This window comes from Klebsiella sp. GFKo11 (genome assembly GCF_056490265.1).
Window position 1 is genome coordinate 423,251 of sequence record NZ_CM151369.1, and the last position, 12,686, is coordinate 435,936.

Below are 12,686 nucleotides of genomic sequence, written 5' to 3' on the forward strand. Positions count from 1 at the left end.
AGCTCTCCAGGAAATAAGCCGGATAAACGTTATCCGGCTTTTGTTTTTATATAGATTCCCCTTTTCTGAAAATCCTGCATCAACTTTAGTTGTTCGTTTCCCTGCGTTCTCATTTTGCTAGCATGCCTGTACCTCAAATTACCAGGGACAGGATTTTTCATGGCACATGAACTTATTGAAAAATGGCGCTTACTCACCTCGGCGGCGACGGAAGAAGAGAAAGACAGACTACTTTTTGAATTCTGGCAGGCCATGGATGTGGCCGAGTTTTGGGTGGAAGTTGAAGAATTAGGTGGCGATCAGATTGGTCTTGTTAAATCAGATCTGGAATCAGCTGAGACGTCGGTGATTCTTACGTATATTGGCGAAGATAAGGGGGAAAGACCTTCAAAGTTACAGGATGTCTCTGTGCCCTTTCGGGAAGCTACGGGGCATGCTTTATTGAAGCTAGCTTCTGATTGTGAAGTCGGGCTGGTCCTGATTGATGACAATGGGGAGCATATTTACCTTGAGTGGGTTACTGTCCGGGCGTTTGCCGGTATTTCTCAAGTGGTTACTAAAAAGAAGCAACATAGTTCAACAAACACAGGCGTCATCATCGGTATATCTATCTTTTTTTTATGCGCAATCCTCTCTTTTATTTTTATATTTTAATGGCCTGGATTTAGCGTTTTTAACGCCTGCGGACAGTACATCCGTAAGCACTCCAGCAAAATATTGAACGCCGGTTCCATCTGCGCTTCAGGCTGAGAGGCAAAACCCATCAATAACCCTTTCTTACGTTGTGCCGTCAGGTAGTAGCGAGATAGCGGGCGCACGAGAATATTGTGCTTGTTCGCGTCCTGAGCAATCGCCACGTCATCCGCCTCATCCGGCAAGTTCAGTATCAGATGCAGTCCGGCATTATCGCTAAAATCCGATAGTGCGTGCGGGCCGCAATATTGCTGAATCAGCTCGGTCAAAAAGATGCGGCGGCGGCTGTACAGCAGGCGCATACGGCGAATATGCGCCGAGTAATGACCGGCGTTGATAAACTCCGCCAGCGCCAGCTGGATCAGCGAGTGACCACCGCGATACAGTTCGGCATGGGCGTTTTTGAGTTCAGCCGTCAGCGGTCGGGGAAGCACCACATAGCCTAGCCGCAGTCCCGGATAGAGCGTCTTACTGAACGTGCCGACGTAGACCACCGGCGCTTCGGGGGCCAGGCCCTGAAGAGCCGGTATCGGCTGACCGGAAAAGCGAAACTCACTATCGTAGTCATCCTCTACAATCCAGCTTCCGTGCTGATGGGCTAGCGCCAGTAGCCGTTGTCGGCGCTCGAGGCTCATTACCGCGCCCAGCGGATACTGATGGGATGGCGTGACGAAGATAAGCCCTGGGGCTTCGGCGATGGTGTCGGGCGGACACAGGCCATTGGCATCAACGGTAATCGGTTCTGCTCGTACTTCATTCATCGCCAGCACGTGGCGAATACCCCAATAAGACGGTTCTTCGACCCAGGCAAGATCCCCGTTGTCGCACAGCATACGGGTGACCAGGTCGATGGCCTGGTGGATCCCTTCAGTAATAAGAATCTGATCTGCCTGACACTGCACGCCGCGCGCTACTCTTAAGTAGTCCACCAGCGCATGTTGCAGTTCGGGCGTGCCGCCATTGCAGCTATAGCTAAGTTGTTCCGGTTTCGGGCGGCGGCTGATGCGCGCCTGAATTTTACTGAATAACGGGTGGGGGAAGGCGTTGACGTCCGGAACGCCAGGGATAAAAGCTCCCCACTGACGAGGGCTGGCGCTAACGTGACTCAGTAGATGCTGACCGCGTCGGGAGATATACGCTGTTGTCGCAGGCATGGCGCTGTTTTCATTGCCGCTGCTTGCGGAAGGGAACATATCAGGCAGCGTTTTTGCCACAAACGTCCCGCTACCGCGGCGGGAAACGATATATCCCTCCGCAAGTAGTTGTTCGTAAACCGTTAAAATTGTGTTGCGTGACATTCGTAATTCCCCGGCCAGATCTCGTGAGGGGGGCAGGCGGCTATGGGGCGGCAGAGAACCGTCCAGAATTGAGCGGCGAATCGCCTTATAAAGACGTTTATGCAGGAGTGGGTCTGCTTCTTCCTGCAATCTGACCAGTACCAGGTCTGCGACGAGCGAGCGCAATTGGATCCCTCAGATAATCTGAATTGGTACTCGATTGTAGAGCCAAATCCTGTGTAAATAAACGACATAGTTTCGAATTTGTTGCGATAGCGTGACACACATGACAGGAGATTCTCGGGTGAAAAGTTCAGAACTGAATCAGCGTCGCCAGCAGGCGACTCCGCGTGGCGTAGGGGTAATGTGCAGCTACTTTGTTGAGAAAGCAGAGAACGCTACGTTGTGGGATCTTGAAGGCAATGAGGTGATTGATTTTGCCGCCGGTATTGCGGTGCTGAACACCGGTCATCGCCATCCAAAAGTAGTTGCCGCAGTTGAACAGCAACTACAGGCATTTACCCATACCGCTTATCAGATTGTCCCATATGAGAGCTATGTCACCCTGGCTGAACGCATTAACGACCTGGCGCCGATTGATGGCCCGGCGAAAACCGCGTTCTTTACCACCGGTGCGGAAGCTGTTGAAAACGCGGTGAAGATTGCTCGCGCTTATACCCGACGCCCGGGGTTAATCACCTTTGGCGGCGGTTTCCACGGCCGTACCTTTATGACCATGGCGCTGACCGGCAAAGTGGCCCCCTATAAGATTGGCTTTGGCCCGTTCCCGGGATCGGTTTATCACGCCGTCTACCCAAATGCCGCTCACGGTATTACTACCGCCGACGCGATGAAAAGCCTTGAGCGCATTTTCAAAGCCGATATTGCAGCAGACCAGGTCGCGGCGATTGTGCTGGAGCCGATTCAGGGCGAAGGCGGCTTTAATGTTGCACCGTCTGACTTCATGCAGGCATTGCGCACGCTGTGCGATACCCACGGTATTCTGTTGATAGCCGATGAGGTGCAAACCGGCTTTGCGCGTACCGGCAAGCTGTTTGCGATGCAGCACTATGATGTGAAGCCTGACCTGATGACGATGGCCAAAAGCCTCGCCGGTGGCTTCCCGCTTTCCGGCGTGGTGGGTCGTGCCGAAGTGATGGATGCTCCGGCACCTGGCGGCCTCGGTGGCACCTACGCCGGGAACCCGCTGGCGGTGGCGGCGGCGCACGCGGTACTTGATGTCATTGAAGAAGAGCAGCTGTGTCAGCGTGCTGAACAGCTGGGTAGTCATCTGAAAGAGGTGCTAAATCAGGCGCGTCAGAACTGCCCGGCCATTGCTGACGTTCGCGGTCAGGGGTCAATGGTAGCGGTAGAATTTAACGATCCGCAAACCGGCGAGCCATCGGCGGAAATCACTCGTCAGATCCTGCAAAAAGCCCAGGAAAACGGTCTGCTGCTGTTGAGCTGCGGTGTTTACGGTAACGTTATTCGCTTCCTCTATCCGTTGACCATTCCGGATGCGCAGTTTACTAAGGCGCTGGATATTTTGGCCCGCATACTGAAGAACTAATCCTACACTCTGCGGCGGTTGATGCTGCCGCAGACTCATTATCCCTACGCGTTATATACATCCCGTCTATCGTTTAGCCCGTGACGTTTTCTTTTGGCGTAGATTTTTATTTGTCACTTATCTGTTACATAACCCGCAATTTTATCGTTTCCAATTATCCTGAATGACGGTATGTTTAGCATAGTGTGCTGCAAAAGCGCAGGCAGCAGACCCTAATCTAACTATCATATGCTTTTCTTATGTGTCTAATTAGAATAATGCGCTAATAAACAACATCACAACAAATGCAAAAAACCATAATAATGGGGAGCCTCAGGATGAATATGAAGGGTAAAGCGTTACTGGCAGGATGTATTGCCTTGATAATGAGCAGTGCGGCAATGGCTGAAGACATTAAAGTTGCCGTTGTTGGCGCGATGTCTGGCCCGGTAGCGCAGTATGGCGACCAGGAATTTACTGGGGCAGAGCAGGCAATTGCGGATATCAATGCCAAAGGCGGCATCAAAGGCAATAAGCTGCAAATGGTAAAATACGACGACGCCTGTGACCCGAAACAGGCAGTTGCCGTGGCCAACAAAGTGATCAACGACGGCATTAAATACGTTATCGGTCACCTGTGCTCCTCTTCCACTCAGCCGGCGTCTGATATCTATGAAGATGAAGGCGTGCTGATGATCACTCCAGCGGCAACCGCACCGGAACTGACTGCTCGCGGCTATCACTTGATTCTGCGTACCACTGGCCTCGATTCTGACCAGGGTCCGACCGCCGCAAAATATATTCTGGACCAGGTGAAGCCGCAGCGTATCGCGATTGTTCATGATAAGCAGCAGTATGGTGAAGGCCTGGCGCGTGCGGTGCAGGATAACCTGAAGAAAGGCGGCGCTAACGTGGTGTTCTTTGACGGTATCACCGCTGGGGAGAAAGATTTCTCCACCCTGGTTGCGCGTCTGAAGAAAGAAAATATCGACTTTGTCTATTACGGCGGCTATCACCCGGAGATGGGGCAGATCCTGCGTCAGTCCCGCGCCGCTGGCCTGAAAACCCAGTTTATGGGTCCAGAAGGGGTAGCGAACGTTTCGCTGTCTAACATCGCTGGCGCTTCGGCGGAAGGCATGCTGGTCACCAAGCCGAAGAACTACGACCAGGTTCCGGCGAACAAACCGATCGTAGACGCGATCAAAGCTAAAAAACAGGATCCGAGCGGCGCGTTCGTGTGGACCACCTATGCCGCGCTGCAATCGCTGGAAGCGGGCCTGAATCAGTCTGAAGATCCGGCTGAAATCGCTAAGTATCTGAAGGGGGCGACGGTCGAAACCGTTATGGGGCCGCTTTCCTGGAACGAGAAGGGCGATCTGAAAGGCTTCGAGTTCGGCGTGTTTACCTGGCATGCTAACGGTACCGCGACCGACGCCAAATAAATTTAACCTGCGCCTTTCGCGCCGCAGATACGTTGGCCGTGTCCCTCAACCCCGGTCGCTTACTGATGTAAGCGACCGGGGATTTCGGTTCTTGCCGCCTTTCTGCAACGCGAAATTCTTGGTTAAATCAGTGGCTCCTTGCGTCTTCGTATAGGTGAGGGCAAAGGTAGAAGCAAAAAGGCAACGCAAGTTGCCTTTTTTAGTGTTTGGTCGCGCCTGTCCGGGCTACTTTCAGCGTTTTTCCCAACCGCCCGTCTGCGTGCTAAATCCCAGCGTATGCATAAACGCCGCCATCACGCTGCGGTCTTCCACGCCAGCATCCTCTACCTGCCAGCGGCTGATTTCCGGGTTATCCCGCAAGACTTCCTCGACTAAATATTGCCCGACGCCGCGACGGCGGGTCACTTCACGCACGCACAGCGCACTCAACTTACCCTCGGCGCCGTTGCGCGTTACGCGAACCGCACCCAGCAGGCGCTCGTTAAAACGGGCGGCATAAATACGCTGGCGATCATCTAAGGTTAATGCTGCCAGATCCTGCGACGGCCAGATTTTCGCTAAGTCGATGCGGTCCTGATCGCTGAAGTGTTGTAAACGAATAATGGTCAGTTTCATGCGCGGTGAGTCCAGTCAAAACGGATGCGTCAGTGTATCCAAATTCACTGTCAGGCGGAGCGCTGTTTTTTGCGCATTCATCAGGTGATTCGTTTTCCTGGATGGAGCAGGGTAGCGCAATTCATCATGGATCGAAAAATAAGCAGAATTTTAACCTAATATGTAGCGTTTTATTCCGCCTTATGTATCGTTATTTTATGCTGTTTACTGGACTTTTTTTGTTTATCTTCCCGCAAATACAGAATATTATCTTTGCTTAATCGCCTGAAAAATAGAGATTTTAATCTGGATTTAGGCAAAAAACTGCGCTAAACCATTAAAGATAATGGTAAAAGTAGCGTTGTTTAATAAAAGCACAGAATGCTTTTTAACCATAAAAATACAAAATATTTACATCACATCACGAATGGGGTTCTGCAGCATGAAAAGGAACGCGAAAACAATTATCGCGGGATTCGTCGCACTGGCGATGTCCCATGCGGTAATGGCCAAGGATATTAAAGTCGCTGTTGTCGGTGCGATGTCTGGCCCGGTAGCCCAGTGGGGCGATATGGAGTTCAACGGCGCACGCCAGGCAATTAAAGACATTAATGCCCAGGGCGGCATTAAGGGCGATAAGCTGGTTGGCGTGGAATATGACGACGCCTGTGACCCGAAACAGGCCGTTGCGGTTGCCAACAAAATCATTAACGACGGCATCCAGTATGTTATCGGTCACCTCTGCTCTTCCTCAACTCAGCCCGCATCAGATATCTATGAAGACGAGGGTGTTCTGATGATCTCTCCGGGGGCGACGAACCCGGAACTGACTCAGCGCGGCTACCAGTACATTATGCGTACCGCGGGTCTGGACTCTTCTCAGGGGCCGACCGCTGCTAAATACATCATGGAAACCGTCAAACCGCAGCGTATTGCTATTATTCATGACAAGCAGCAATACGGTGAAGGCCTGGCGCGTTCTGTCCAGGATAGCCTGAAAAAAGGCGGTGCGAACATTGTCTTCTTTGACGGTATTACCGCCGGTGAAAAAGACTTCTCCGCGCTGCTGGCGCGCCTGAAGAAAGACAATATCGACTTTGTTTACTACGGCGGCTACTACCCGGAAATGGGCCAGATGCTGCGCCAGGCACGATCCGTCGGCCTGAAAACCGTGTTTATGGGGCCGGAAGGTGTGGGTAACGCATCACTGTCGAATATTGCAGGCGACGCGGCGGAAGGCATGCTGGTCACGATGCCAAAACGCTATGACCAGGATCCGGCGAACAGCGCTATCGTTGACGCGCTCAAAGCTGAGAAGAAAGATCCAAGCGGTCCGTATGTCTGGATCACCTACGCCGCCGTGCAGTCTCTGGCGCAGGCGATGGAGAGAGCCAGCAGCCAGGAGCCGCTGGATTTAATCAAAGATCTGAAAGCTCACGGTGCGAAAACCGTGATTGGGCCGCTGAATTGGGACGAAAAAGGCGATTTGAAGGGATTTGAGTTTGGTGTCTTCCAGTGGCATGCGGACGGGTCATCCACCCTCGCGAAATAAGCCATAAGACAAGTTATCCCACCGCCCGCGCGTCGGGCGGTAGAAAAAGGTTACCTTATGTCCGAGCAGTTTCTCTATTTTCTGCAGCAGATGTTTAACGGCGTCACGCTGGGCAGTACCTACGCGCTGATCGCCATCGGCTATACCATGGTGTACGGCATTATCGGCATGATTAACTTCGCCCACGGCGAGGTTTACATGATTGGCAGCTATGTCTCCTTCATGATTATTGCCGCTCTGATGATGATGGGCATTGATACCAGTTGGCTGTTGGTCGCCGCTGGATTCGTCGGGGCTATCGTCATCGCCAGCGCCTACGGCTGGAGTATTGAACGCGTGGCCTACCGGCCCGTGCGCAGCTCCAAGCGCCTGATTGCGCTGATCTCCGCCATCGGGATGTCCATTTTCCTGCAAAACTACGTCAGCCTGACGGAAGGTTCGCGCGATGTCGCGCTGCCGAGTCTGTTTAACGGCCAGTGGACGGTAGGCAGCAGCGAAAACTTCTCTGCTACCATCACCACCATGCAGGCCGTTATCTGGGTCGTAACCTTTATCGCCATGCTGGCGCTGACGGTGTTTATCCGCTATTCCCGCATGGGCCGTGCCTGTCGCGCCTGTGCTGAAGACCTCAAAATGGCCAGCCTGCTGGGGATTAACACCGACCGCGTGATCGCGCTGACCTTTGTGATCGGCGCTGCAATGGCGGCGGTCGCGGGTGTGTTGCTCGGTCAGTTCTACGGTGTTATCAACCCCTATATCGGCTTTATGGCCGGGATGAAAGCCTTTACCGCTGCGGTTCTGGGTGGCATCGGCAGTATTCCAGGAGCGATGATTGGCGGTCTGATTTTGGGTATCGCTGAAGCGCTTTCCTCTGCCTATCTCAGCACGGAATATAAAGATGTCGTCTCCTTTGCCTTGCTGATTGTGGTGCTGCTGGTGATGCCGACCGGCATTCTGGGCCGCCCGGAGGTAGAGAAAGTATGAAACCGATGCATTTTGCGATGGCGCTGTTGTCTGCGGTGATGTTCTTTATTCTGGCTGGCGTTTTTATGGGCGTGCAGCTGGAGCTGGACGGCACCAAGCTGGTGGTGGATACCGCCGCGGATATCCGCTGGCAGTGGATTTTTATCGGCACCGCGGTCGTCTTCCTCTTCCAGCTACTGCGTCCTGTTTTTCAGAAAACCATGAAAAACGTCTCCGGGCCGAAGTTTATTCTGCCGGCTATCGATGGTTCGACGGTTAAGCAGAAACTGTTCCTGATTGCGCTGCTGGTTATCGCCGTGGCGTGGCCGTTTATGGTGTCGCGCGGGACGGTGGATATCGCTACCCTGACGATGATTTATATCATCCTCGGCCTGGGTCTTAACGTGGTGGTCGGGCTTTCTGGCCTGCTGGTTCTGGGCTATGGCGGTTTCTACGCTATCGGCGCTTACACCTTCGCGCTGCTGAATCACTATTACGGTCTGGGATTCTGGACCTGCCTGCCGCTGGCGGGGCTGGTTTCAGCGGCTGCGGGTTTCCTGCTTGGCTTCCCGGTACTGCGCCTGCGCGGCGACTATCTGGCGATTGTGACCCTCGGTTTCGGCGAAATCGTGCGTATCCTGCTGCTCAATAATACCGAGATAACCGGTGGCCCGAACGGTATCAGCCAGATCCCAAAACCAACCCTCTTTGGCCTTGAGTTTAGCCGCAGCGCTCGCGAAGGCGGCTGGGACACTTTCAGCAACTTCTTTGGTATGAAATACGACCCTAGCGACCGGGTGATTTTCCTCTATCTGGTTGCCCTGCTGCTGGTGGTCTTCTCGCTGTTTGTTATCAACCGCCTGCTGCGTATGCCGCTGGGCCGCGCATGGGAAGCGCTGCGTGAAGATGAAATCGCCTGTCGTTCGTTGGGCCTCAACCCGACGCGCATCAAGCTGACCGCCTTTACCATCAGCGCCGCGTTTGCCGGTTTTGCCGGAACCCTGTTCGCCGCGCGTCAGGGCTTCGTCAGCCCGGAATCCTTTACCTTCGCCGAATCTGCCTTTGTGCTGGCGATTGTGGTGCTGGGCGGGATGGGTTCGCAGTTTGCGGTGATCCTGGCGGCAGTTCTGTTGGTGGTATCGCGCGAGCTGATGCGTGATTTCAATGAATACAGCATGTTGATGCTGGGTGCGTTAATGGTACTGATGATGATCTGGCGTCCGCAGGGCCTTCTGCCGATGACCCGTCCGCAGCTGAAGCTGAAAAACGGTCAAGCGAAAGGAGAGCAGGCATGAGTCAGCCATTATTGTCCGTAAACGGTCTGATGATGCGTTTTGGCGGCCTGTTGGCGGTCAACAACGTGTCGCTGGAGCTGCGCGAGCGGGAAATTGTGTCGCTTATCGGCCCTAACGGTGCCGGCAAAACGACGGTATTTAACTGCCTGACCGGTTTCTATAAACCGACCGGCGGTAGCATTATGCTACGCGACCAGCATCTCGAAGGGTTGCCGGGCCAGCAGATTGCCCGTATGGGCGTGGTGCGTACTTTCCAGCACGTGCGCCTGTTCCGCGAAATGACGGTGATTGAAAACCTGCTGGTGGCGCAACATCAGCAGCTGAAAACCGGCGTCTTCTCTGGTCTGCTGAAAACGCCATCTTTCCGTCGTGCGCAGAGCGAAGCGCTCGATCGCGCCGCCACCTGGCTTGAGCGTATCGGCCTGCTTGAGCACGCTAACCGTCAGGCCAGCAACCTGGCCTATGGCGACCAGCGTCGTCTGGAGATCGCCCGCTGTATGGTGACCCAGCCGGAAATCCTGATGCTCGACGAACCGGCGGCAGGGTTGAACCCGAAAGAAACCAAAGAGCTGGACGAACTGATCGTCGAGCTGCGCAACCATCACAACACCACTATCCTGCTGATTGAGCACGATATGAAGCTGGTGATGGGCATTTCTGACCGTATTTACGTGGTAAACCAGGGCACGCCGCTGGCCAACGGTACGCCGGAAGAGATCCGCAATAACCCGGACGTGATCCGCGCCTATTTAGGTGAAGCATAATGGTGGTGACGGATAAGATGGAAAAAGTGATGTTATCTTTTGACAACGTCAGCGCGCACTACGGCAAGATTCAGGCGCTGCATAACGTCAGTCTGCACATCAACCAGGGGGAGATTGTCACCCTGATTGGCGCGAACGGCGCGGGGAAAACCACGCTGCTGGGTACGCTGTGCGGCGATCCGCGCGCTTCCAGCGGGCGCGTTGTTTTCGACGGTAAAGATATTACCGACTGGCAAACGGCGAAGATCATGCGTGAAGCGGTGGCGATTGTGCCGGAAGGGCGTCGCGTCTTCTCGCGCATGACGGTAGAAGAGAACCTGGCGATGGGCGGCTTTTTTGCCGAGCGTGACCAGTTTCAGACCCGCATCAAGTGGGTCTACGAGCTGTTTCCGCGCCTGCATGAACGTCGGGTTCAGCGAGCGGGCACTATGTCCGGCGGCGAACAGCAGATGCTGGCGATTGGCCGTGCGTTGATGAGCCAGCCGCGTCTGCTGCTGCTCGATGAGCCCTCGCTGGGACTTGCGCCGATTATCATTCAGCAAATCTTCGACACCATCGAACAGCTGCGCGAACAAGGGATGACAATATTTCTTGTCGAGCAGAATGCTAATCAGGCGCTGAAGCTGGCCGACCGCGGCTACGTGCTGGAAAACGGCCACGTGGTGTTGGAAGATACCGGCGATGCGCTGCTGGCTAACGAAGCGGTGCGCAGCGCCTATCTGGGCGGGTAATGAAGTAAAAACGCCCGGCAGATGCCGGGCGTTTGAGTCTGATGACAAACCAGGTTTAAAGATTGTGCTCGCGTTTCTGCCGGGCGGCGGCTGACGCCTTGCCCGGCCTACAAAACCCACAATATCAACAAATTGTGCATTTTTCGTAGGCCCGGTAAGGCGCTAGCCACCACCGGGCAATTCCACAAGAACTAACCCTGTCAGCAAGCTGCCGGGCGTTTTGCTCGATTCCTACAGCTCCAGCGATCGTTTCCACATCATAAAATCATACTGTTCAAGCGCATCCGCTTTTGTCTGCCAGGTCCCGCTGGCGGTGGCGATAATTTTCTCAAACAGGCCGTCGGCAATTTCCGCCAGCGGGGTACCTTCGATAATTGGCCCGCAGTCGTAATCGATAATATCCGGCATCTTTTTCGCCAGCGTAGAGTTGGTCGAGACTTTGAGAACCGGAACGATAGGGTTACCCGTCGGCGTACCGAGCCCGGTTGAGAAGATAACGACGTTGCATCCCGCTGCAACCAGTCCCGTCACCGCATCGACATCATTGCCCGGCGTGCAGACCAGTGAAAGGCCGCTCTCGCCCATCGGTTCGGCGTAATCGCATACTGCGCTCACCGGCGCTCTGCCGCCTTTTTTCGCCGCACCGGCGGATTTGATGGCGTCAGTAATCAGTCCATCGGCAATATTTCCCGGGCTGGGATTATCGGCAATGGTGGTGCCAAAGAAGTTAGCCACATGCTCATAGTTTTTCATCAGCGACAGAAACTTCTCTTTCAGCTCGCGATTCATGCAGCGTTGTACGATATCCCCCTCCGCGCCGCACAGCTCCGGGAACTCCGCCAGCCCGGATGCGCCGCCAAGGGCGACAAGACGGTCTGATACTTCGCCCATGGCCGGGTTCGCGCTGATCCCTGAGAATCCGTCGGAAGCGCCACATTTCACGCCGATTTTGAGGTGGGAGAGCGGGACGTCCTGACGCTCAGCGACGGGCGCTTCGCGGATTGCGTTGTACGTTTCGGTCAATGCATCCTGCATCATTTTTTCTTCGCTACTCCAGTCCTGCTGTCTGAAGTAGATTACCGGCTTGCTGAACTGTGGGTTACGCTTCGCGAGTGCGGCCTTGAAATCAACAATTCGCGCTTTTTCACAACCCAGCGCGAAGACCGTTACGCCGAGAACGTTAGGGTGATCGGAATAAGCGGCAAGGACGTCGCACATTGTCATGCTGTCTGATGTCGCGCCGCCGCAGCCGGAGTTGACGGTGATACAGCGGATACCGTCAAGATGCGGGAAGGGCAGATGCCGGTTATCGTTTAAAGCACTGGCCGATGTTACCTGTCGGGCGAAATTTTTCAGGCCGTAATTGGCATAGCCGAGGGCGTCGTTTAGCGCATCGGTGACGCGCTGAACGTTGCGGTTTTCACAGAAAACCAGCGGAATGACCAGCCAGTAGTTTGCCGTGGCGACCCGGCCATCTTCACGGACGATCCCGCGGAAGGTCCGCTGCTGCCAGGCGGAGACATCGGGCTGCTGGCGCAACGTCGTCAAGCGAAACCGGGGCCGCATAATGTTTGATATTGTCGGTGGTGATGGCTTCGCCGCGGGTGATGGGCTGTGTCGCTTTGCCAACCGGAACGCCATATAGCGAAACGATATCGCCGGGCTGGATATCCTAGGTGGCGAACTTGTGTTTGGCTTTGACATTGCTTTGTAAAACGTACTCTTCATCGTTCCAGTTAACCCGCTGGTCTTTGCGTAAGTCTTGCAGCGCAACGATCAAGTTGTCAGTAGGGTCAATTTTTAAGATGGTCTGCATTTTATTTATC

The 12,686-nt window shown here is 54.3% G+C and carries 10 protein-coding genes and 1 pseudogene; 8 read left to right on the forward strand and 3 right to left on the reverse strand.

What is annotated here, in order from left to right:
- Positions 1 to 159: 159 nt before the first annotated feature.
- Positions 160 to 654: a hypothetical protein gene (locus AC07P6_RS01955; protein ID WP_478315554.1), complete on the forward strand. Its 495-nt coding sequence runs from the start codon at positions 160 to 162 to the stop codon at positions 652 to 654.
- Here AC07P6_RS01955 and pdxR read toward each other — a convergent pair.
- Positions 651 to 2,156, reverse strand: a complete 1,506-nt coding sequence (gene pdxR, locus AC07P6_RS01960) for a MocR-like pyridoxine biosynthesis transcription factor PdxR (protein WP_478315555.1) — start codon at positions 2,154 to 2,156, stop codon at positions 651 to 653. The genes AC07P6_RS01955 and pdxR overlap by 4 nt on opposite strands.
- Before the next feature lie 118 nt (positions 2,157 to 2,274).
- Between pdxR and AC07P6_RS01965 the strand changes: the two genes are divergently transcribed.
- Both AC07P6_RS01965 and AC07P6_RS01970 read left to right on the forward strand, forming a co-directional pair.
- Positions 2,275 to 3,540, forward strand: coding sequence for a 4-aminobutyrate--2-oxoglutarate transaminase (locus AC07P6_RS01965; RefSeq protein WP_434661259.1), 1,266 nt, complete (start codon positions 2,275 to 2,277; stop codon positions 3,538 to 3,540).
- A gap of 317 nt (positions 3,541 to 3,857) precedes the next feature.
- Positions 3,858 to 4,961 (forward strand): branched-chain amino acid ABC transporter substrate-binding protein, encoded by a 1,104-nt coding sequence (locus AC07P6_RS01970; RefSeq protein ID WP_112214821.1) that lies wholly within the window; start codon positions 3,858 to 3,860, stop codon positions 4,959 to 4,961.
- A 231-nt stretch (positions 4,962 to 5,192) separates the two neighbouring features.
- Here the strand turns inward: AC07P6_RS01970 and panM are convergent, their stop codons facing one another.
- Entirely contained in the window at positions 5,193 to 5,576 is a 384-nt protein-coding gene (gene panM / locus AC07P6_RS01975; protein ID WP_478315556.1) for an aspartate 1-decarboxylase autocleavage activator PanM, read from the reverse strand.
- Positions 5,577 to 5,997: 421 nt separating this feature from the next.
- On the opposite strand from panM, the gene livK reads away from it, so the two are divergent.
- Genes livK through livF form a run of 5 tightly spaced genes read left to right on the forward strand, consistent with a single transcriptional unit; the run spans position 5,998 to position 10,860 of the window.
- On the forward strand, positions 5,998 to 7,107 hold the full coding sequence (gene livK, locus AC07P6_RS01980) for a high-affinity branched-chain amino acid ABC transporter substrate-binding protein LivK (protein ID WP_478315557.1): 1,110 nt from the start codon (positions 5,998 to 6,000) through the stop codon (positions 7,105 to 7,107).
- A gap of 57 nt (positions 7,108 to 7,164) precedes the next feature.
- Positions 7,165 to 8,091 (forward strand): high-affinity branched-chain amino acid ABC transporter permease LivH, encoded by a 927-nt coding sequence (gene livH / locus AC07P6_RS01985; RefSeq protein WP_110274905.1) that lies wholly within the window; start codon positions 7,165 to 7,167, stop codon positions 8,089 to 8,091.
- Positions 8,088 to 9,365 (forward strand): branched chain amino acid ABC transporter permease LivM, encoded by a 1,278-nt coding sequence (gene livM / locus AC07P6_RS01990; protein WP_181484609.1) that lies wholly within the window; start codon positions 8,088 to 8,090, stop codon positions 9,363 to 9,365. Before livH ends, livM begins: the two co-directional genes overlap by 4 nt.
- Positions 9,362 to 10,129 carry a high-affinity branched-chain amino acid ABC transporter ATP-binding protein LivG gene (gene livG / locus AC07P6_RS01995; RefSeq protein WP_110274907.1) on the forward strand — a complete coding sequence of 256 codons (768 nt, stop codon included), beginning with the start codon at positions 9,362 to 9,364 and terminating at the stop codon, positions 10,127 to 10,129. The genes livM and livG overlap by 4 nt, the downstream gene beginning before the upstream one ends.
- Before the next feature lie 17 nt (positions 10,130 to 10,146).
- Entirely contained in the window at positions 10,147 to 10,860 is a 714-nt protein-coding gene (livF, locus tag AC07P6_RS02000; protein ID WP_110275061.1) for a high-affinity branched-chain amino acid ABC transporter ATP-binding protein LivF, read from the forward strand.
- Between the two features lie 231 nt (positions 10,861 to 11,091).
- Here the strand turns inward: livF and AC07P6_RS02005 are convergent.
- Positions 11,092 to 12,676: pseudogene (locus tag AC07P6_RS02005) on the reverse strand (UxaA family hydrolase).
- Between the last annotated feature and the right edge of the window lie 10 nt (positions 12,677 to 12,686).

What these genes read in the sequence shown, in the direction of transcription:
- AC07P6_RS01955 (WP_478315554.1), top strand. Translation starts at nt 160, where the DNA reads ATGGCACATGAACTTATTGAAAAATGGCGCTTACTCACCTCGGCGGCG.
- AC07P6_RS01970 (WP_112214821.1), top strand. Translation starts at nt 3,858, where the DNA reads ATGAATATGAAGGGTAAAGCGTTACTGGCAGGATGTATTGCCTTGATA.
- panM (WP_478315556.1), bottom strand. Translation starts at nt 5,576, where the DNA reads ATGAAACTGACCATTATTCGTTTACAACACTTCAGCGATCAGGACCGC.
- livK (WP_478315557.1), top strand. Translation starts at nt 5,998, where the DNA reads ATGAAAAGGAACGCGAAAACAATTATCGCGGGATTCGTCGCACTGGCG.
- livH (WP_110274905.1), top strand. Translation starts at nt 7,165, where the DNA reads ATGTCCGAGCAGTTTCTCTATTTTCTGCAGCAGATGTTTAACGGCGTC.
- livM (WP_181484609.1), top strand. Translation starts at nt 8,088, where the DNA reads ATGAAACCGATGCATTTTGCGATGGCGCTGTTGTCTGCGGTGATGTTC.
- livG (WP_110274907.1), top strand. Translation starts at nt 9,362, where the DNA reads ATGAGTCAGCCATTATTGTCCGTAAACGGTCTGATGATGCGTTTTGGC.
- livF (WP_110275061.1), top strand. Translation starts at nt 10,147, where the DNA reads ATGGAAAAAGTGATGTTATCTTTTGACAACGTCAGCGCGCACTACGGC.